The organism is Nocardia sp. NPDC051900, from assembly GCF_044452545.1.
Lineage (GTDB): Bacteria > Actinomycetota > Actinomycetes > Mycobacteriales > Mycobacteriaceae > Nocardia > Nocardia sichangensis.
This window is the reverse complement of the sequence record NZ_JBITBU010000019.1, coordinates 141,840-158,925: the sequence shown is the minus strand read 5'-3', so window position 1 is coordinate 158,925 and position 17,086 is coordinate 141,840. Positions and strand designations below refer to the sequence as shown.

The 17,086-nt window shown below is 67.8% G+C and carries 15 protein-coding genes and 2 pseudogenes; 10 read left to right on the top strand and 7 right to left on the bottom strand.

The features are described from left to right. The first annotated feature begins 235 nt into the window (after nt 1–235). The gene (locus ACIA5H_RS28860; RefSeq protein WP_397078642.1) at nt 236–2,347 is read left to right on the top strand and encodes an AMP-binding protein; all 2,112 of its coding nucleotides are present in this window, start codon (nt 236–238) and stop codon (nt 2,345–2,347) included. Between the two features lie 24 nt (nt 2,348–2,371). Here the strand turns inward: ACIA5H_RS28860 and ACIA5H_RS28855 are convergent, their stop codons facing one another. Both ACIA5H_RS28855 and ACIA5H_RS28850 read right to left on the bottom strand, forming a co-directional pair. After that, on the bottom strand, nt 2,372–3,736 hold the full coding sequence (locus tag ACIA5H_RS28855) for a wax ester/triacylglycerol synthase family O-acyltransferase (RefSeq protein WP_355080759.1): 1,365 nt from the start codon (nt 3,734–3,736) through the stop codon (nt 2,372–2,374). Between the two features lie 182 nt (nt 3,737–3,918). After that, on the bottom strand, nt 3,919–4,569 hold the full coding sequence (locus ACIA5H_RS28850; RefSeq protein ID WP_397078640.1) for a DUF6968 family protein: 651 nt from the start codon (nt 4,567–4,569) through the stop codon (nt 3,919–3,921). Nucleotides 4,570–4,750: 181 nt separating this feature from the next. Between ACIA5H_RS28850 and ACIA5H_RS28845 the strand changes: the two genes are divergently transcribed. After that, nucleotides 4,751–5,263, top strand: a complete 513-nt coding sequence (locus ACIA5H_RS28845) for a hypothetical protein (protein WP_397078638.1) — start codon at nt 4,751–4,753, stop codon at nt 5,261–5,263. 57 nt (nt 5,264–5,320) lie between these two features. On the opposite strand, the gene ACIA5H_RS28840 is transcribed toward ACIA5H_RS28845, so the two are convergent. The 3 genes from ACIA5H_RS28840 to ACIA5H_RS28830 all read right to left on the bottom strand — a co-directional run bounded on the left by ACIA5H_RS28840 (nt 5,321) and on the right by ACIA5H_RS28830 (nt 7,278). Continuing rightward, nucleotides 5,321–6,085 (bottom strand): hypothetical protein, encoded by a 765-nt coding sequence (locus tag ACIA5H_RS28840; protein ID WP_397078636.1) that lies wholly within the window; start codon nt 6,083–6,085, stop codon nt 5,321–5,323. A gap of 193 nt (nt 6,086–6,278) precedes the next feature. Further along, nucleotides 6,279–6,662 (bottom strand): helix-turn-helix domain-containing protein, encoded by a 384-nt coding sequence (locus tag ACIA5H_RS28835; protein WP_397078634.1) that lies wholly within the window; start codon nt 6,660–6,662, stop codon nt 6,279–6,281. A gap of 130 nt (nt 6,663–6,792) precedes the next feature. Beyond that, on the bottom strand, nt 6,793–7,278 hold the full coding sequence (locus ACIA5H_RS28830) for a nitroreductase family deazaflavin-dependent oxidoreductase (RefSeq protein ID WP_379256270.1): 486 nt from the start codon (nt 7,276–7,278) through the stop codon (nt 6,793–6,795). A gap of 176 nt (nt 7,279–7,454) precedes the next feature. Between ACIA5H_RS28830 and ACIA5H_RS28825 the strand changes: the two are divergent. Then, a pseudogene (locus ACIA5H_RS28825) lies at nt 7,455–7,904 on the top strand (SDR family NAD(P)-dependent oxidoreductase); the annotation flags it as partial. A gap of 39 nt (nt 7,905–7,943) precedes the next feature. Here the strand turns inward: ACIA5H_RS28825 and ACIA5H_RS28820 are convergent. Then, on the bottom strand, nt 7,944–8,522 hold the full coding sequence (locus ACIA5H_RS28820) for a helix-turn-helix domain-containing protein (protein WP_355080773.1): 579 nt from the start codon (nt 8,520–8,522) through the stop codon (nt 7,944–7,946). Between the two features lie 20 nt (nt 8,523–8,542). After that, nucleotides 8,543–9,436 (bottom strand): LLM class F420-dependent oxidoreductase, encoded by an 894-nt coding sequence (locus ACIA5H_RS28815; RefSeq protein WP_397078631.1) that lies wholly within the window; start codon nt 9,434–9,436, stop codon nt 8,543–8,545. 334 nt (nt 9,437–9,770) lie between these two features. Here ACIA5H_RS28815 and ACIA5H_RS28810 point away from each other — a divergent pair, with 334 nt between their 5' ends. The 7 genes and pseudogenes from ACIA5H_RS28810 (at nt 9,771) to ACIA5H_RS28780 (ending at nt 17,078) form a co-directional block, all read left to right on the top strand. Then, entirely contained in the window at nt 9,771–10,973 is a 1,203-nt protein-coding gene (locus ACIA5H_RS28810; RefSeq protein WP_397078629.1) for a cytochrome P450, read from the top strand. Between the two features lie 61 nt (nt 10,974–11,034). Then, nucleotides 11,035–11,262 carry a ferredoxin gene (locus ACIA5H_RS28805; RefSeq protein ID WP_397078627.1) on the top strand — a complete coding sequence of 76 codons (228 nt, stop codon included), beginning with the start codon at nt 11,035–11,037 and terminating at the stop codon, nt 11,260–11,262. Beyond that, on the top strand, nt 11,262–11,813 hold the full coding sequence (locus tag ACIA5H_RS28800; protein ID WP_397078625.1) for a nuclear transport factor 2 family protein: 552 nt from the start codon (nt 11,262–11,264) through the stop codon (nt 11,811–11,813). The genes ACIA5H_RS28805 and ACIA5H_RS28800 overlap by 1 nt, the downstream gene beginning before the upstream one ends. Nucleotides 11,814–11,818: 5 nt before the next feature. After that, nucleotides 11,819–13,069: a hypothetical protein gene (locus tag ACIA5H_RS28795; protein WP_397078623.1), complete on the top strand. Its 1,251-nt coding sequence runs from the start codon at nt 11,819–11,821 to the stop codon at nt 13,067–13,069. A 25-nt stretch (nt 13,070–13,094) separates the two neighbouring features. Continuing rightward, nucleotides 13,095–14,696, top strand: a complete 1,602-nt coding sequence (locus tag ACIA5H_RS28790) for an acyl-CoA synthetase (RefSeq protein WP_397078621.1) — start codon at nt 13,095–13,097, stop codon at nt 14,694–14,696. A gap of 1 nt (nt 14,697) precedes the next feature. Further along, a pseudogene (locus ACIA5H_RS28785) lies at nt 14,698–15,820 on the top strand (dihydrodipicolinate reductase). 31 nt (nt 15,821–15,851) lie between these two features. Further along, the gene (locus ACIA5H_RS28780) at nt 15,852–17,078 is read left to right on the top strand and encodes a cytochrome P450 (protein ID WP_397078619.1); all 1,227 of its coding nucleotides are present in this window, start codon (nt 15,852–15,854) and stop codon (nt 17,076–17,078) included. Nucleotides 17,079–17,086 lie beyond the last annotated feature (8 nt).

Here is a 17,086-nt window from a genome sequence, read left to right as displayed (position 1 = left end):
GGTCGCCGCCCGGCGGGAGTTCGGATGATCGTTGGGCTGATTCACAGGGGCCGGGCGGGTGATTTGGGCTGGTTCCCAGGTTCAGGTGAATGCTGGGCAATCGCAGCGTATTTCCTGCGTGTCGCTGGTAGTAGCGACGTAGCCCTGGCTACTTGACCTCGCTTGTGACTGACGTTACAAAGGAGCTACCCGCCGACCCGAAGTTCTTCGAACCGGCCGACGAGAAGTGCACAAGTTGGTTACCGATGTCATCGACGTAGTCGCCGAATTCGCGATCGCCCGCAAGACCATCTGGGATCTGCTGCTCGAACCGCAGACTTATCCGCGCATGTTCACCGGTATCGGCGCGTGCGAGCAGATCCAGTCCGCCGACGGCAATGTGGTCTGGCAGATGCGCGTCGGTACCTACGGGTCGGGCATACGCACCCACCAGATCCGGCTCAGCGTGGGCCGGTGGTATGAGAGCTTCGAGATGCAATACGCCGCACTGGGCAGCTTCGCGTCGGTGCGACTGTACGGCGACGAGGACCGCACCAAGGTCACCGTCACGTATTTCGCGCCGAGCCGGGTGCACCCGCGGGTGGGCGAGCTGTCCAATGTGGCGATCGGCGAGTGGACCAAGGCCGGACTGAAGCGGGTGGCCGACGTCGCCAAGGGCGCGCGGACCTCCTTGGTCGTCAACGGCGAGGATTCGCCGATCCGGCGCAACGCGGGTGTGGCGCGGCAGATGGTGGCCACCGGCGTCGTGTTGCCGGTTCGTTTCGATCGGACTCTCAAACAGCTGCGCTCACTGGCGAAATGGGGTTTCAACCTGGCGGGCGGATACGCCGCGGGCGCGGCGTACGCCCCGGAGCGGGCCGCGATCATCGACGACCGCGGCACCCGGTCCTTCGCCGACATGCACGAGCGCACCAACGCGCTGGCCGCGGCGATGGCCGCGCACGACCTCGGCCCGGGCGACGCCATCGGCCTGCTGGCGCGCAACCACGCGGCCATGGTCGAATGCATGGTCGCCGCAGGCAAACTGGGTGTGGACGTGGCACTGCTGAATGCCGGGCTGGCGGGCCGCACCATCGAGGAGATCGTCCAGCGCGACCGCCTGTCGGCGCTGTTCGTCGACGGTGACCTCGAGGAGTTGGTGCGCTATCTGCATACCGACATCCCGCGCTACAACACCGACGAGCGTCCGCCGGTACCCGACCGGACGACCGTGGACCAACTGGTGGCGGAGGGGCACACGACTTTCCGCACGCCTGCCCAGCCGGGACGGCTCGTCGTGCTCACCTCCGGGACCAGCGGGACGCCCAAGGGCGCGCGCAGGCCGCATCCGAAGGGCTTCGGGTCCATCGCGGCATTGCTGTCGCGCATTCCGATGCAGATGAACGAGACCATGCTGATCCCGGCGCCGCTGTTCCACACCTGGGGGTTGGCCGGCCTGCAACTGAGCACCGCGCTGCGCGCGACCGTGGTGCTGGCCGAACGGTTCGACGCGGAGGACTGCCTGCGCCGCATCGCCGAGCACCGGGTCAACACGGTGATCGTCGTGCCGACCATGGTGCAGCGCATCCTCGACCTCCCCGCGCACGTGCGTGCTCGCTACGACACCTCCAGCCTGCGGCACATGATCAGCTGCGGCGCGCCACTGGCAGGCGCGACCGTCGAGCGGTTCATGGAGACCTACGGCGACGTGCTCTACAACGTCTACGGATCCACCGAGGTCTCCTGGGCGACCATCGCGACCCCCGAGGACCTGCACACGTCGCCGACCACGGCGGGACGCCCGCCGCTGGGCACCAAGGTGGCCGTGCTCGGGCCGGACCACCGCAGACTCCCGATCGGCGCCACCGGACACATCTTCGTCGGCAACCACATGCTGTTCGACGGCTACGTCAACTCCGCGCCACCGGACGAGGCGCACGGCATGCTCGACACCGGCGACCTCGGCTACCTCGACGCCGCGGGCCGGTTGTTCATCGCGGGACGAGACGACGAGATGATCATCTCCGGTGGCGAGAACGTCTTCCCGCGTCCGGTCGAGGAGGCGCTCGCGCACCTGCCGCAGGTCAGTGACGTCGCAGTGGTCGGTGTGCCGGACCACGAATTCGGCCAGCGGCTCGCGGCGTTCGTGGTGAAACGCGAAGGGTCCGGCCTGGATTCGGACATGGTGCGCACCTACATCCGCAACCGCTTGAGCCGCTTCTCGGTGCCGCGCGACGTCACCTTCCTCTCGGCGCTGCCGCGCGGCGACACCGGCAAGATCCTCAAGCGTCTGCTGGCCGGTCCCGGCGCGGCCGAACCGGAGCTGCCGCCGTCGATCAACGGTCTGGGCACCGCGGGATCACCCTGACCATCCGGCGGCAGCGCCCGGCGGTCAGTAGACGGTGTCCTCCAGGTCGGTCAACGCGGATTCCAGGTGATCGAGCAGCCTGGCCACGTCCGGCACGCTGCGGCGGCAGGCGACGATGCCGATGTCCAGGCTGTCGGCATTGCTGGTGAGGGTGATGTTCACCGCCTGCCCGTCGAGCGGGATCGACAGCGGATAGCTGGCCGCGACGCGGGCTCCATTCCAGTACTGCGGTTCACGCGGTCCCGGAATATTGGAGATGACGATGTTGAACGGCGGGCTGGTCAGCGCGACCGTGGCGGGAAGCAGCAGTGACAGGGCGAGGGGACTGAGCGTCAGCGCCGACAGCGAGACCGCCTGGACGGGGGACAGCGCGCGGTAGATCTCTTTGCTGCGATGCATCGAGGAGCTGATCGCCGCCAGCCGCGCGGCCGGGTCGGGCAGGTCGGTGGCCAGATTGCACAGCAGCGCCGCCACGGCGTTGCCCCCGCCGTCACCGTCGTCGGATTCGGGACGCAGTGAGACCGGCACCATGGCGATCAGCGGCTTGTCCGGCAAGGCGACGTGTTCGAGCAGGTAGGTGCGCAGCGCACCCGCCGACATCGCCAGCACCACGTCGTTGAGCGTGGTGCCGGTCATCTTCTTGACCTGGCGGATCCGGTCCAGCGGCCACGAGCGGGCGGCGCAGCGGCGGGCCCCGCCGATCGGGACGTTGAACATGGTGCGCGGTGCGGCGAAGGGCAGCGTCAGCTGCTGCTCGAGCAGCGCGGTACGGGCCAGGCGCAGGGCCGAAGGCGCCGAGCCCGCCGCGGCGAGCAGGGCGCGCGCCCGGGTGCCGAGCGTTTGCCTCTGCGGGGGATTCGGGCGGTGCCCGGTCGAAGGCGGGAGATGCCAGGGCACCAGCGCTTCGCCGGATTCCGGGTCGGTGGTGAGTGTTCGCTGCAACAGGCGCTGGGCGCCGACGCCGTCGATGAGGGCGTGGTGCATCTTCGCGTACAAGCCGACCCGATCGCCGGCGAGCCCTTCGACCAGATGCGCTTCCCACAGCGGCCGGTGCCGGTCGAGCAGGGTGCTGTGCAATCCCGCCGTTACTTCGGTCAGGGCGTCCAGGCCACCCGCTTCCGGTAGCGCCCACCGCTGGACGTGGTAGTCGAGTTCGACGGCGCTGTCCACGGTCCAGGCAAGCTGTGGAGTGCCGAACAGGCGAGCCGGGCGCTTGCGGAACGTGGGGTGGAAGTTTCGGTCGGCCGCCAGCGTGGCGTACGCGCGCCGGGCGAATTCGGGTCCGGTGCCCTCCACGGGGTCGAAGATGGACAGTGAACCGACGTGCATCGGATGCTCGCGTGATTCCGCGATGAGAAACAGGGCGTCCACCGGCGAGATGAATTCCATGGGCAGTTCCCTCCTGGCGACGCCGCGGCCTCGCCACGGTCTGGTTCCGGACGTGGGGACGGCCGCCGGACTGCTCATGGCGCTGGGAGATCTACGCCGGTCGAACGACGATCCCCAACCGATGATTCGATGCCGAATCCGTACCGGCTGGGCGGTTCGTCGCGAAATTGTGCGCGCGGGCCTCAGGACAGGCGGCTGACCGGCCAGTCCTGCGGCAGTGCGAGGCGTTCGCTGATCATGCTGATCGCGCTGTGCAGGGCCTGGATCTCATCGATGCCGCTGGCCAGCGACGCGCCCTGCTTGCTGATATGGAACCGGCACAGGTGCTCGCGCCGGTCGGCCGCCAGATACGGCCTGCCGATGATGATCGACAAGGAGCTGTCGGCTTCGTAGAGGGTGCGGGCCGCGATGAGCGCCTGCGGCTCGTAGGCGACTGTCGTGGCGGCGCGCGAGGGTCGGGTGGGCGCGGCGGGGAAGCCAGGGTCGGACGGCTCGGTCACCGCGAAGTGCGCACCGTGGCTGTTGGCCTGCCGCAGCTCTTGGGCGATGTCCTGGAACGCGCGGTAGAGCGCGGCGATGGAATCGACGCCGTGCGCCCATCGTTCGCCGATTCCCTGGATGCGAAAACCGCACACCACACCGGTGTCACCCGGTGCCATCTGCGGTTTCCCCACCTCGATGGAGACCTCTCGCGTGGCATCGGAGACGGTTCGGGTGGCGATCACCTCCCTGATCCGCCGCCATCTCATGCTCGCGATCGCACCGCCGTGTTCGGATTCGCGCACTGCGGGCGTGGTCGTGTCACCAGTGACCCGCGCCGGTATCGCTCTCATGATGTCTGGAGTACCCAAGTTGGACCCTCGTTTACCCTGCGGTTCGAGGTGACCTGGAACGCAGTGTGAAGACACGCCGTATCGGCAAAAGGGCTACCGGACGGTTAACGCGCCTCGCGTTTGGCAGGCTGTCGCCGAGGGTGTGATGGTGGGGCCGCGACGATGAGGAGGGGCGGACGAAGTGGTAACGATTGCGCAGTTGCGAGCGGTTCTGTCGATCTTGCGCGTCGACCCGGACGAGGTCGGCGCACGGGCGGGTGAGGCGGGTCTGCACGGTCCGGACGCCGAACGTGTCCTACTGATCGGTTTGCTACACCGGATCGCGAGCAGCGAGCTGCGCGACGTCGTCACCACCACGATGGACGACGAGGAGGCCGCACGGGCCGCCGCGGTCAGCACCCTGCCGGTGAACGGGGAGAACCCCACGGAGCAGGCGCGTTTCGACGCGCACTGGCTGCACGACCGTATCGGCGCGCTGGCGTCGGGCACCACCGTGGAACCGGTGCCGGTGTTGCTGGACGCCGCCGCGCGTTCGGCGGACGCGGCCGAGGTCCTGCTGCTGCTCAGTCGCAATCCCCGTGGCCACGACGCGGACACCAGATGGGAGCGTGCGCTCGACGATCTGGGACGCGCCTATCACTTGATCAACGACGAGCGCGTGGGTCGCTCGAACACGACGACCGCGCCGCTGTAGCGGCGCGGTCGATCGGAAGTCCGCCCGGCGGCGCGCTGCTGCGCCGCCGGGACACGGCTACTTGGTTTGGACCGGAGCGGTTTGGACGGGCTTGTCGGCGAAGCGGGTAGTGCCGTCGGCCGCCTGCAACGTGGTGAGCAGGTCGACGCCCGCCACGACGAGCGTGGGCCCGCCGACCGCGATGGTTCCGAGGATGCCGCCGAGGCTCGCGCCGGTCAGCAGACCGGCCACGCAGCCCAGGGCGATGGTGACCAGGCAGCCGATCGTGGCGCCGATCGCGGTGCCGACGAAACCGCCTATGGCGGTGGCGAGCCCGAACTGGCTGGCGAATTCGTCACGGGCGCGCTGATTCTCGGTCATGGACGCGACCGGCTTGGCCACCAGTGGCTCGGTGATCGCGATGCCCTCCGGCCTGGACGGTTTCAGCTCGAGCACGGTGCTGTCCTTCTTCAGCTCCGGGCGCACCGGAATGGCGGTCCCCGCGATCCGGAAGTCGAGCGGCAACGTCATCGCGACGTGGCCGTCGCGGTCCCGGATGTCGACCACGTCGATCACTTGCGCGATGTCGGCCGGGGCGCCCGCGTGATCGACGAGCACCCCGTTGCGCTCGGTTAGTCGCGCGTTCTCGTCGCCCGCGGGCTGATCGCGCAGTGCCTTGGACAACTGGAAGGTTCCGCCCCGGAGCGCGGCGACCACCGTCTGGTCGACGATCTTGGCCGAGTAGGTGATGTCGGGAGCGGGCTCGCCGTGGGCGACGCCCGCGCCGACGGTCAGCGAGCCGATGGCGAGTACCGCTGCCGCAGTGATGCCGCGGAGTTGCATGTTTCGTCCATTCCTTCATCGGGTTCACACCTGCGTCCAGCACGGCCGGACCCGCGCACTCCGGCGGCGCAAGGGCAGTCGTCTAGGGTCGCTGAGCAGCCTAGCAGCGCCCACAGCTACCGATGAGCGTTCCGGCTCGACCGGTCGGAGATATCGAAAAATTCTCCGACCGGCCGAGTTTCGGATCCGGCGCTCAGCGCGCCGCGGCCAGTTCGCCTGCCTGCTCGGCGCGCAGGATCGTCGCGCTGGTGCCGGGCGGCCAGTCGAGTCCCGCGTCGAGCCGGTCGAGCACCTCGGCACCAGGCCGTGGATTGCGGGACCGCTCGATCTCGCTGATCACCTTGGCCGGCGGGCCGCCGTTGCCCGCCACATCCGCCTGGGTCCACTTCATCTCGCGCCGCCGCGCACGCACGCGCGTGGCGAGCCCGTCGAGATCGAGCACGATGGCCGTCTCGACCTCGTCCGGGGGCAGCGGCGCCGGTCGCGCCGGTGCGCCGTGCTCTTCCTGCTGGTGCTTCTCCCGCAGCATTCCGGCGGTGATCAGCCTGGACCGTTTCCGCCTACCCATCTTCGCCACACGCTCTCCCATCCTCGGTCGAGTCGATCGATTGCGTCGCACTGCTCCGGCGGGCGGGCGGCGCCCATCGCGCCGGGAACGCTGAACATCATGGGGGAGGGTGGCCGCGGACCTCGCTCGACGCGCCGGGTCAGTGCGGCCGGTCCTCCGGCTGGAGAATGAGCACCGGGATCTCGCGCTCGGTCCAGGATCGGTAGGTGTCGAAGTCCGCGTAGAGGGCTACGAGCAAGGGCCACAAGCGATTCTTCTCCTCCCGGCTTGCCACGCGGGCGCGGACGCGTCGGTGCTCGGCCCCGACCTGTACCCGGGTCACGGGATGTGCCAGGAGATTGAAGTACCACTGGGGGTGATTCGGCAACCCGCCTTGCGAGGCGACCACTACCAGGTCGGCGCCGTCGACGAGGTACAGCAGCGGGGCGGTGAACAACTTGCCCGATCTGCGACCCCGATGCTCGAGCAGCAAGGTGGGTACCGGCTTGCGGAAGCCGGCGCCGATCCGCCATCGTGCGCCGACGCGCCCTCCGGTCCGGCGGTACGCCCAGGTCTGCGCTCTGGACATGTATTTGATGACGGTCGTGACCAGCGGGGAGTCGAGGTTGCGTGGCCGCTTGGGCATCAACGATCACCCCGCTCGGGCCGGGATGCGGCGGTGGAATCGGGTGCGGTGACGAGTGATTGATCCATACCTTTGTCCGTAGTATCGTCCAGACAGCTGTCCGGTTACTATTCCATATATGCGCGGCGCGTGTCGCGGGGGTGACGGGAACCGGCGACGAGCACGGTGGAGGAAACATGGATCGGGTCAGCGGCAAAGTCGTCCTGGTGACCGGTGCGGGACGGGGGCAGGGCCGCAGTCACGCGGTCGCCTTGGCCGAGGAAGGCGCCGACATCATCGCCTTCGATATCTGCGCCGACATAGCCGGCACCGAATACGCACTGGCGACCGAAGCGGATCTCGCCGAGACCAAGGAACTGGTCGCCAAGACCGGCCGTCGGGTGGTGGCCGCACAGGTCGACGTGCGCGATCGCCCCGCGCTGCAAGCGGCGATCGCGGCGGGCGTCGCCGAACTTGGGCGCTTGGACGTGGTCGTGGCGAACGCCGGATCTGCCCGCTGGGGCCACCATGTGCCGTTGCAGGGCTTCGTGGATGTCTTCGACGTCAACTTCGTCGGCGTGGTGAACACCGTCGAGTCGCGCTACGTGACCGGTTTGCAGATGTTCGTCGACGGCGGCGCGTCGCTGAGATTGGGCCTGGCCTGAAGTGACGCGGAACGCGCCGCGTCACTTCAGGATGAGCATCGCGGACCGCTCGATGCGGTCCGCGATGTCGGAATACGATTCGTAGCCCATCCCGGCATGGACCAGCGCACCCGCGTAGAGCAATTCGAGCGATTTCAGAATATCCGCGTCGGGATTTCCGGACAGCGCGTGCGCGAGGCGGGTGCGAATTTCCAAGCCGATGCGCGACCGCAAATGCTCGACGTCGGGATCGCGGCCGAGCAGCGCGCTGGTGACCGCGCCGGACAATTCCGGTTCGTCGGCGACCAGCAACGCGATGCTGCGGAGTTCGGCGATCACCCGCACGGTGGCGTCCGGATCCTCGCTCACCGGGGAGGGTTGTGCGCGCAGCCTGCGCCAGAAGATCTCCGCGACCAAGTGCTCCTTGGAGGAGAAATAGGTGTACGCGGTGGCGGTGCCGACCTTGGCGTTGGCGGCCACCATCCGGATGGTCATGCCGGCGAAACCCTCCCGGGAAAGCACTTCCAACGCCGATCTGGTGAGCTTGTCGACGGTGTCGGCCTGCTTTCCGGACAAGCGCCGCCGCGTCGCTTCGACGGTTCTGGAATCGCTTTCGGACATGTGTCTAGATGGTAGTGTCGTTATTTCGTTCGAGCAACTTTCCTGCGGCTCGCCGCGCTGAGCGGCGGGCCGATGTCGGTCAGTTTGCCGGACAACCGCTCGAGGTAGGCGCACACCGCGGGCTCGTCTTTGTTCGGCAGTCCGTACACGACGTCGGTGACGCCGGCGCGGTCCCATTCGGCCAGGCGTGCGGCGTCGGGTTTGTAGTCCAGGGCCACCACGCGCGGACGTCCGGGCCGCCCGGCCTGCTGCCAGATCTCGTGCAGCAACGAGAGACGATCGGAGATCTCCGTTTCCCCCGGGGTGGTGATCCAACCGTCCGCCGACTCGGCTATCCAGCGGAAGGTGCGTTCGGTGCCCGCTGCGCCGATCAGCACCGGCACCGAGCGCCGGACCGGTTTCGGCCACGCCCAGCTCGGGCCGAAGCGCACGTACTCGCCGTCGAAACCGGCCTCGTCCCGGCTCCACAGCGCCCGCATCGCCGCCAGGTATTCGCGCAGCACGGTGCGTCGCTTGTTCGCGGGTACTCCGTGATCGGCGAGTTCGTCGGTGTTCCAGCCGAATCCGGCCCCCAGCACGACCCGGCCACCGGAGAGGTGGTCCAGTGAGGCGATCGTCTTGGCCAGGGTGATCGGGTCGTGCTCCACGGGGAGCGCGACGGCGGTGGCCAGCTCGATGCGTTCGGTGACTGCCGCCGCCATGGACAGTGCGACCCACGGGTCCAGCGTGCGCCGGTAGCGGTCGTCGGGTAGCGACGCGTCGCCGGTCTGCGGGTGTGCCGCGTTGCGCGCGACCGGGATGTGGGTGTGCTCGGGGACGTAGAAGGAGGCGAACCCCGCCTGCTCGGCCGCTCGGGCCGCCGCGGCGGGAGCGATGCCGCGGTCGCTGGTGAACAGGACGATGCCGAATCGCATGGAAATCCTTGTCTGGTCGTTCGGCGAGCTGTCGCGCGCTGCCCGCGTGACGGCATCGGCGAAGGTGGCCGCGTGCTCCGAACCGCCGTGTCTGGACAGTTGTATGGAATATAGTCCGATCGCCGAGCTGCCTACAAGAACGTGTTCTTGATTCGTGGTGTGTGTCGGCCTGGCGATCGGACGGCGGATTTCTTTCCGCGAGATCGCTCGTTCGGGATTGTCCTGAAAAACTGTCAGTGGTACCGTCCAGACACATGTCCAGCTATGTGTCTCTACGGAGCGCCCGGTGGACGATCCTTGTTGAGAACTTGTTATCGAATTCGGAGTGTGGGCGATGACGGCTGTGGTGGGGCCGCTGGTGTTCGACCCGTATGACTACGGGTTTCATGAGGATCCGTATCCGGTGTATCGGCGGCTGCGGGAGGAGGCGCCGTTGTATCACAATCCGGGTCTGGGGTTTTGGGCGTTGTCGCGGCATGGGGATGTGGTGGGGGCGTTTCGTGACAGTGCGCGGTTGTCGAGTGCGAACGGAGTGTCGCTGGATCCGGCCGCGTGGGGTCCGCACGCGCATCGGACGATGTCGTTTCTGGCGATGGATGATCCGCGGCATATGCGGATGCGGCGGTTGGTGTTCAAGGGGTTCACGCCGAAACGTGTCGCGCAGATGGAGGACCGGATCCGGGAGTTGACGTTGTCGTATCTGGAGCCCGCGGTGTCCGGTGCCGTCTTCGATTGGATCGATGAGGTCGCGGGCAAGTTGCCGATGGATGTGATCTCGGAGTTGATGGGGGTGCCGGTGGTGGATCGGGTGGAGATTCGCCGGTTGGCGGATCTGGTGGTGCACCGTGAGGACGGTGTGCTGGATATCCCGATGGCGGCTGTCGAGGCGTCGATCGAGCTGCTGGGCTATTACACGGAGATGGTGGCCGAGCGTCGGCGCGCTCCGAGGGAGGATCTGACCTCGGCGTTGCTGGATGCGGAGATCGGCGGTGACCGGCTCACGGATGCGGAGATCATCGGTTTCCTGTTCTTGATGGTGGTGGCGGGTAACGAGACGACCACCAAGTTGTTGGGTAATGCGTTGTATTGGGGTGCGCGTTATCCGGGGCAGTACGCGAAGGTCGTCGCGGATTCGGGTTTGGTGTCGGACTGGGTGGAGGAGACCCTGCGGTATGACACTTCGAGTCAGATGATCGCTCGTACCGCGACCGAGGACCTCGCGTATCACGGTGGGGTGGTTCCGGCGGGGGCGAAGGTGTTGTTGCTGATCGGTTCGGCCAATCGTGATTCGGCGGTGTTCGACGACGGTGACAGTTTCCGTATCGAGCGTGCCGACCGGTCGGGGCTGGCCAGTTTCGGGGCGGGTGTGCATTTCTGCTTGGGGGCGCACCTGGCTCGTGTGGAAGCGACGGTGGCGCTGACGGAGTTCGCGTCGCGTGTGCGGTCCTATGACGTCCTCGATTCCGGTGTCGCCCGGGTTCATTCGTCCAATGTGCGTGGCTTCGCGCACCTACCCATCACCGTGGAGACCCGATGAGCCGTCCATCCGACCGGATCCGTATGCCGGGATCGCCGCGCAGGCCCGTGTGGAGCCGGTCATGAGAATCCGCGCCGATCTCGATCTGTGCCAAGGGCACGCGGTCTGCCAAGCCGAGGCTCCCGAGGTGTTCACGGTGCCCAGACGCGGGCAGGTCGAGATCCTGCACGACGTACCGGACGCCGAACTCCGGCCCGCCGTGGCGGACGCGATCCGTTATTGCCCCACCCACGCCCTGTCGATCGCCGACGAAGGCGCGACCGACTCCTCTCCGAAAGGTACCGACTGATGCCAGCTTTCGACCGCGCCGAGCTCGACGAGATGATTCAGCGCTGGATCGTGGAGAACCAGCGCTGCGAGGAGAAGGGGGACTGGAAGCCCCTCGCGCAGATGTACACCGAGGACGCCACCTACGGCTGGAACTACGGACCCACCCAGGAATTCATGGCCGTCGGACGCGACGAGATCCGCGAGCTGGCCCTCGGCCAGGAGATGGCCGGCCTGGAGGGCTGGACCTACCCCTACCAGGAATTCGTGGTCGACGACCGCACCGGCACCGTCATCGGGTTCTGGAAGCAGATCAGCGAGGCGACACGTCCGGATGGGCGCAACTACTCGCCCGAGGGCATCGGCGGTAGCTGGTTCCGCTACGGCGGCGACTTCCAATGGTCCTGGCAGCGCGACTTCTTCGACTTCGGCAATGTCTCGGCGCTGTTCGTCGAGATGATCACCGACAAGGCGCTCACCCCGGGGATGCAGAAGCGCATCGAGCGCTCGGTCTCCGGCGCGCCGCTGCCCGGCTGGTATCGCATCGGCGAATCGCCCGCCTCGCTGTGGTGACCGACATGGCCGGACCACAGAGCCGTTTCGCCGACCTGGACCGCGACACCCTGGCCGCGCTGCTGCCCGAACTGCTGCTGTGCGGGCACCTCATCGACCGCTCCGGCATGGCGCACTCGATCGCCGCGTTCGGCCGCGATGGCATGACCGAGATCGCCATCGAGGAGTGGCAGGTGGCCAGCCCGGTCTACACCCGGCGCATGCAGCGGGCGCTCGGCTTCGCGGGTGACGGCGTGGAGACCATCTTCAAGGGACTGCAACTGGACATCGGCGCTCCACCGCAGTTCATGGACTTCCGTTTCCGAGTCGACGACCACCACCACGGCGAGTTCTGGCTCGACCACTGCGGTGCGCTCGCCGACGTGGAACCGATGGGCGAGGACTTCGTCGTGTCGATGTGCCACGACATCGAGGACCCGACCTTCGACGCGACCGCGCTGGCCACCAATCCGCACGCCCAGGTCCGGCCGATCCACCGCCCGCCCCGCCGTCCGGCCGATCGCAAGCCGGTGTGCGCGTGGACGGTCGTGATCGACCCCGCGCACGTACCGCCGCCGGTGCCTGCCAACGCCGACCTGGTCGCCGGGTCGGTGGCGGCCGGACTGGATCTGGCCGCGATCGACCCCGCCGACGAAGGGCGCCCGGACTACTCCGGCCCCTTGCTCAGCGATGTGCGTTTCGCGGATTTCTCCCGCTCCGCGCTGGTTCGGCTCGCCGACGAGGTATGTCTGCAACATCACCTGCTCACCCTGGGTTTCCTGATCGCGGTGCGCGCTCGGGTGGACGCCGACGCGGCGCTGGAGATCGGACGTAAACAGTTCGCGGGCATCGCCGGGCTCACCAGTGAGCGCCTGCGCGATTGTCTCGGCCTCGGTGACGACGCCGCCGCGCTGGCGACGGTGCTGCGATTGCACCCCGCTCTGAATCCCTTGCCGTACACCGGAATCGAGATCGTGCCCGCCGGCGACACGGTCACGGTGACGTTCCCGGCCGCCAGTGGCGCGCACACCGACGGCACGTGGCCTTCGATGCTCGACCCCGAGCACCTGCAGCCGCTGAACGCCCTGGTCCGCGGCGTGAACCCGCGTTTCTCCGCCGAGGTCCTCACCGCGGGCGAGGACGGCTGGCATGCCGCGATCACGCTCGGCGACACACCGTTCCGGGAGGCGACGGAGGTCGCGCTGACCCGGTTCAGCACCGGCGCGGCCTTCACCTTCACCGACCGGGGGATACCCCTTCCGCTCACCGTCGTCTGACCGCACCACGCAGAGATGGAACGACATGGCCAACAACTTCGCCGACCTCTTCGAGCACTCCGTGGACGCCATGCCCGAGCGGGTGGCTCTCATCCAGTCCGGCCGTCGCGTGACCTACCGCGAACTCGACATCCGCGCCAATCGGTTCGCGCACCATCTGGCGAGCATCGGCGTGGGCGGGGGAACGCACGTGGGTTTCCAGATGCACAACAGCATCGAGACGATGGAGACGCTGATCGCGTGCTTCAAGCTCGCCGCCGTCCCGATCAACATCAATTACCGGTACGGCGTCGCCGAACTGGCCTACGTCTACGAGAACGCGGATCTCGAAGTGCTCGTGCACCACTCCTGTTACGGCGCCGCCGTCCGGGAGGCCGGGAAGCGAACGCCCGGTTTGCGGTACACGATTCGCGTCGCCGACGAATTCTCGCCGGACGTGGACGATGTGGCGACGTCGTACGAGTCGGCCGTCGCCGCCGGAGCGACGGATCGTCCGGTGGTCGAACGCAGCGCCGACGACCTGTTCATGATGTACACCGGCGGGACGACCGGCATGCCGAAAGGCGTCATGTGGCGGCAGGAGGACATGTGGCGCGTCCTCGGCGGAGGCATCGACTTCTACACCGGTGAACCGGTCGCCGACGAGTTCCAGCAGTCCCGCACCGGCGCCCGGATCGAGCCGAGTGCCTGGCTGGTGCTGCCGCCGCTGATCCACGCCGCCGCCATGATGCCCACCTTCACCGCGCTGTGGTCGGGCAACACCGTGATCTTCGAGTCCCGCTTCGACGCCGGACGCGTCTGGCGGACCGTCGCCGAGCAACGCCCGCAGGTCATGGTGATCACCGGCGACGCCATGGCCAGGCCGCTGATCGAGGCGTATCGGAGCGAACCGGTGGACGCCTCGTCGCTGCTGGCCATCGCCTCCGGCGCCGCGCTGCTGTCGCAACCGGTGAAGAACACGCTGCTGGAGATGTTCTCGTGGGCGGTGGTCTCGGACTCCATCGGATCATCGGAGACCGGGTTCGGCGGTATCGGGTTCGCCCAGAAGGACGACGATCCGGCGCGCGGCCCCCGCGTGCAGACCGGCCGCGGTGCGGTGGTCGTGGACGACGACGGCCGCCCCGTCGCGCCCGGTTCGGAAGGCTGGCTGGCCAAGACCGGCAACGTGCCGATCGGTTACTACAAGGACCCCGACAAGACCGAGAAGCTGTTCAAGTCCGTCGACGGCGTGCGCATGGTCGTCACCGACGACCGGGCCCGCGCCGAGACCGACGGGTCGATCACGCTGATCGGCCGCGGCAACATGGTGATCAACACCGGCGGCGAGAAGGTGTTCGTCGAAGAGGTCGAAAGCGTGGTGAAGACCCACGCCGCGATCTTCGACGCGGTGGTGATCGGCGTGCCGCACGAGCGCTGGGGGCATCAGGTCGCCGCGGTGGTATCGCTGTCCGGACCGGTCGAATTCACCGACCTGCACGCGCACGTGCGCAAATTCCTGGCCGGATACAAAGTGCCCAAACAGGTCTGGGTCGCCGACACCATCGTGCGCGCTCCGAGCGGCAAACCCGACTACCGGTGGGCCAAGCAGTACGTGGCCGGGCGAGGGCCCGACCACAAGGTGGACTGACATGATCCGGGTGATCCAATGGGCGACCGGCGGGGTCGGGCGGGCCGCCATCGAGGGCATTCTCGACCATCCCGAGCTGGAACTGGCCCGGAGCCTGGGTGCACAGCGCGGACAAGGACGGCATGGACCTGGGCGAGCTGGTCGGCCGCCCGCCGGTCGGGGTGCGCGCGACCAGCGATGCCGACCGCTTGCTCGCCACGCAGGCCGACTGCGTGCTCTACAGCCCGTTCATGGCCGACGCCGCGACGGTGCGCGCGATCCTGCGGTCCGGCAAGAACGTCGTCACACCGCTGGGCTGGTTCCATCCGCGCCGCGCGGAGCGGGAACGGTACGACGAGCTGTGCCGAGCCGCCGGAGTCACGCTGCACGGGACCGGAATACATCCCGGCGGCATCACCGAGAAGATCCCGCTGGTGGTGTCGGCGCTCTCGGGGGCGATCACCGCGGTGCGCGCCGAAGAGTTCTCCGACATTCGCACCTATGGCGCGCCCGAAGTGGTCCGGGACTGGATGCTGTTCGGCGCCACGCCGGAGCAGGCCGCGACCAGCGTCATGGCGAACGTGCTCGCGGGCGGCTACAGCCAGTCGGTGTGGATGATCGCCGAAGCGCTGGGCATCGCGCTCGACGAGCGGTTGCGGATGACGCACGACATGGCGGTGGCCACCGCGCCGATCGATTCGCCCATCGGCCCGATCGCGCCCGGGCGCGTCGCCGCGCAGCGCTTCCGCTGGGAAGGGACCGTTCGCGGTACTCCGGTGATCACGGCCGCGGTGAACTGGTTCATGGGCACCGAGAACCTCGACCCGCGCTGGACCTTCGGACCCATGGGAGAGCGATACGAGGTCGAGATCGTCGGCGATCCCGGCGCGACGGTGACCTTCACCGGTATGCACGCGCACAGCGCCGCCGCGGGTCTGGTGCGCAACCCCGGCATCGTCGCCACGGCCATGCACTGCGTGAACTCGATCCCCTACGTCGTCGCCGCCGAGCCGGGTGTGCGCACGTATCTCGAATTGCCGCTGGTCGCTGGTCGCGCCGCCGCATGGCTGCGCGACGGTGACGCGGCCTGCGCGTCGGCCGCCGAGGCCGATCCCGACGCCGCGCGGCGCACTTCGCCGCGCTGACCGGCTCGCACGTTTCATCTAGGAGGTAGCAATGGCAGCTCCGGCATTTCCGGTCGGATTCGATTTCACCGACCCGGCGCTGTGGGAGAACCGAAGTCCGGTAGCGGAATTCGCTCAGCTGCGCCGGACCGCCCCGGTGTGGTGGAACGCGCAATCCGACGAGACGTCCGGTGGCTTCCACGACGGCGGCTACTGGGTGGTCAGCAAGCTCGCCGACATCAAGGAGATCTCCAAGCACCCGGAGCTGTTCTCCTCGGAGCGGAAAGGGGCCATCATCCGCCTGCCCGGCGACATCACGCCGGAACAGATGGCGCTCACCGGCGCTCTGCTGGTGAACATGGACCCGCCCAAGCACTCAAAGATCCGGCGGATCATATCCAAGGGCTTCACGCCGCGGGCGGTGGAGAACCTGCGCGCCGCGCTCACCGAGCGCGCCGAGCGGATCGTGCACGAGGCCAGGAAGGCCGGCGGCGGCGACTTCGTCGAGCAGGTCGCCTGTGAACTGCCGTTGCAGGCCATCGCCGAGCTGATCGGCGTGCCGCAGGAGGATCGGAAGAAGATCTTCGACTGGTCGAACCAGATGCTCAACTACGACGATCCCGAGTACGGCGATCCCGCGATGGCCTCGGCCGAAATCCTCGGTTACGCCTGGAATATGGCCGAGCAGCGCCGTGCCTGCCCGGTGGGCGACATCGTGAGCGAGCTGGTGCACGCCGACGTCGACGGCGAGGCGCTCGGCTCCGACGAGTTCGGTTTCTTCGTCATCCTGCTCGCCGTGGCAGGCAACGAGACCACCCGCAATGCCATCACGCACGGGATGAAGGCGTTCGTCGATCACCCGGAACAGTGGGAGACCTACCGGCAGCAGCGTCCACGTACCGCGCCCGACGAGATCGTGCGATGGGCCACTCCGGTGACCGCCTTCCAGCGCACCGCGACGGAGGACCTGGAACTCGGCGGGCAGCGGATCCGGCAGGGTCAGCGGCTCGGATTGTTCTACAGCTCGGCGAATTTCGACGAGGAGGGCTTCGAGAATCCGTTCACGTTCGATGTCCTGCGCAATCCGAATCCGCACGTGGGTTTCGGCGGCACCGGCACGCACTACTGCGTCGGCGCGAACCTGGCCCGGCTGGAGATCGATCTGATGTTCAACGCCGTCGCCGACGCGATGCCCGGCCTGCGGCAGGTGTCCGATCCGGTGCGGCTGCGGTCCGGGTGGATCAACGGCATCAAGAGCTGGCGGGTGCGCTACGAGTAGCTGCCGGA

Excerpts from the sequence above, each read along its gene's own strand:
- ACIA5H_RS28855 (WP_355080759.1), bottom strand. The coding sequence starts at position 3,736 with ATGGAATTCATCTCGCCGGTGGACGCCCTGTTTCTCATCGCGGAATCA.
- ACIA5H_RS28850 (WP_397078640.1), bottom strand. The coding sequence starts at position 4,569 with ATGAGAGCGATACCGGCGCGGGTCACTGGTGACACGACCACGCCCGCA.
- ACIA5H_RS28840 (WP_397078636.1), bottom strand. The coding sequence starts at position 6,085 with ATGCAACTCCGCGGCATCACTGCGGCAGCGGTACTCGCCATCGGCTCG.
- ACIA5H_RS28830 (WP_379256270.1), bottom strand. The coding sequence starts at position 7,278 with ATGCCCAAGCGGCCACGCAACCTCGACTCCCCGCTGGTCACGACCGTC.
- ACIA5H_RS28820 (WP_355080773.1), bottom strand. The coding sequence starts at position 8,522 with ATGTCCGAAAGCGATTCCAGAACCGTCGAAGCGACGCGGCGGCGCTTG.
- ACIA5H_RS28815 (WP_397078631.1), bottom strand. The coding sequence starts at position 9,436 with ATGCGATTCGGCATCGTCCTGTTCACCAGCGACCGCGGCATCGCTCCC.
- ACIA5H_RS28810 (WP_397078629.1), top strand. The coding sequence starts at position 9,771 with ATGACGGCTGTGGTGGGGCCGCTGGTGTTCGACCCGTATGACTACGGG.
- ACIA5H_RS28805 (WP_397078627.1), top strand. The coding sequence starts at position 11,035 with ATGAGAATCCGCGCCGATCTCGATCTGTGCCAAGGGCACGCGGTCTGC.
- ACIA5H_RS28800 (WP_397078625.1), top strand. The coding sequence starts at position 11,262 with ATGCCAGCTTTCGACCGCGCCGAGCTCGACGAGATGATTCAGCGCTGG.
- ACIA5H_RS28795 (WP_397078623.1), top strand. The coding sequence starts at position 11,819 with ATGGCCGGACCACAGAGCCGTTTCGCCGACCTGGACCGCGACACCCTG.
- ACIA5H_RS28790 (WP_397078621.1), top strand. The coding sequence starts at position 13,095 with ATGGCCAACAACTTCGCCGACCTCTTCGAGCACTCCGTGGACGCCATG.
- ACIA5H_RS28780 (WP_397078619.1), top strand. The coding sequence starts at position 15,852 with ATGGCAGCTCCGGCATTTCCGGTCGGATTCGATTTCACCGACCCGGCG.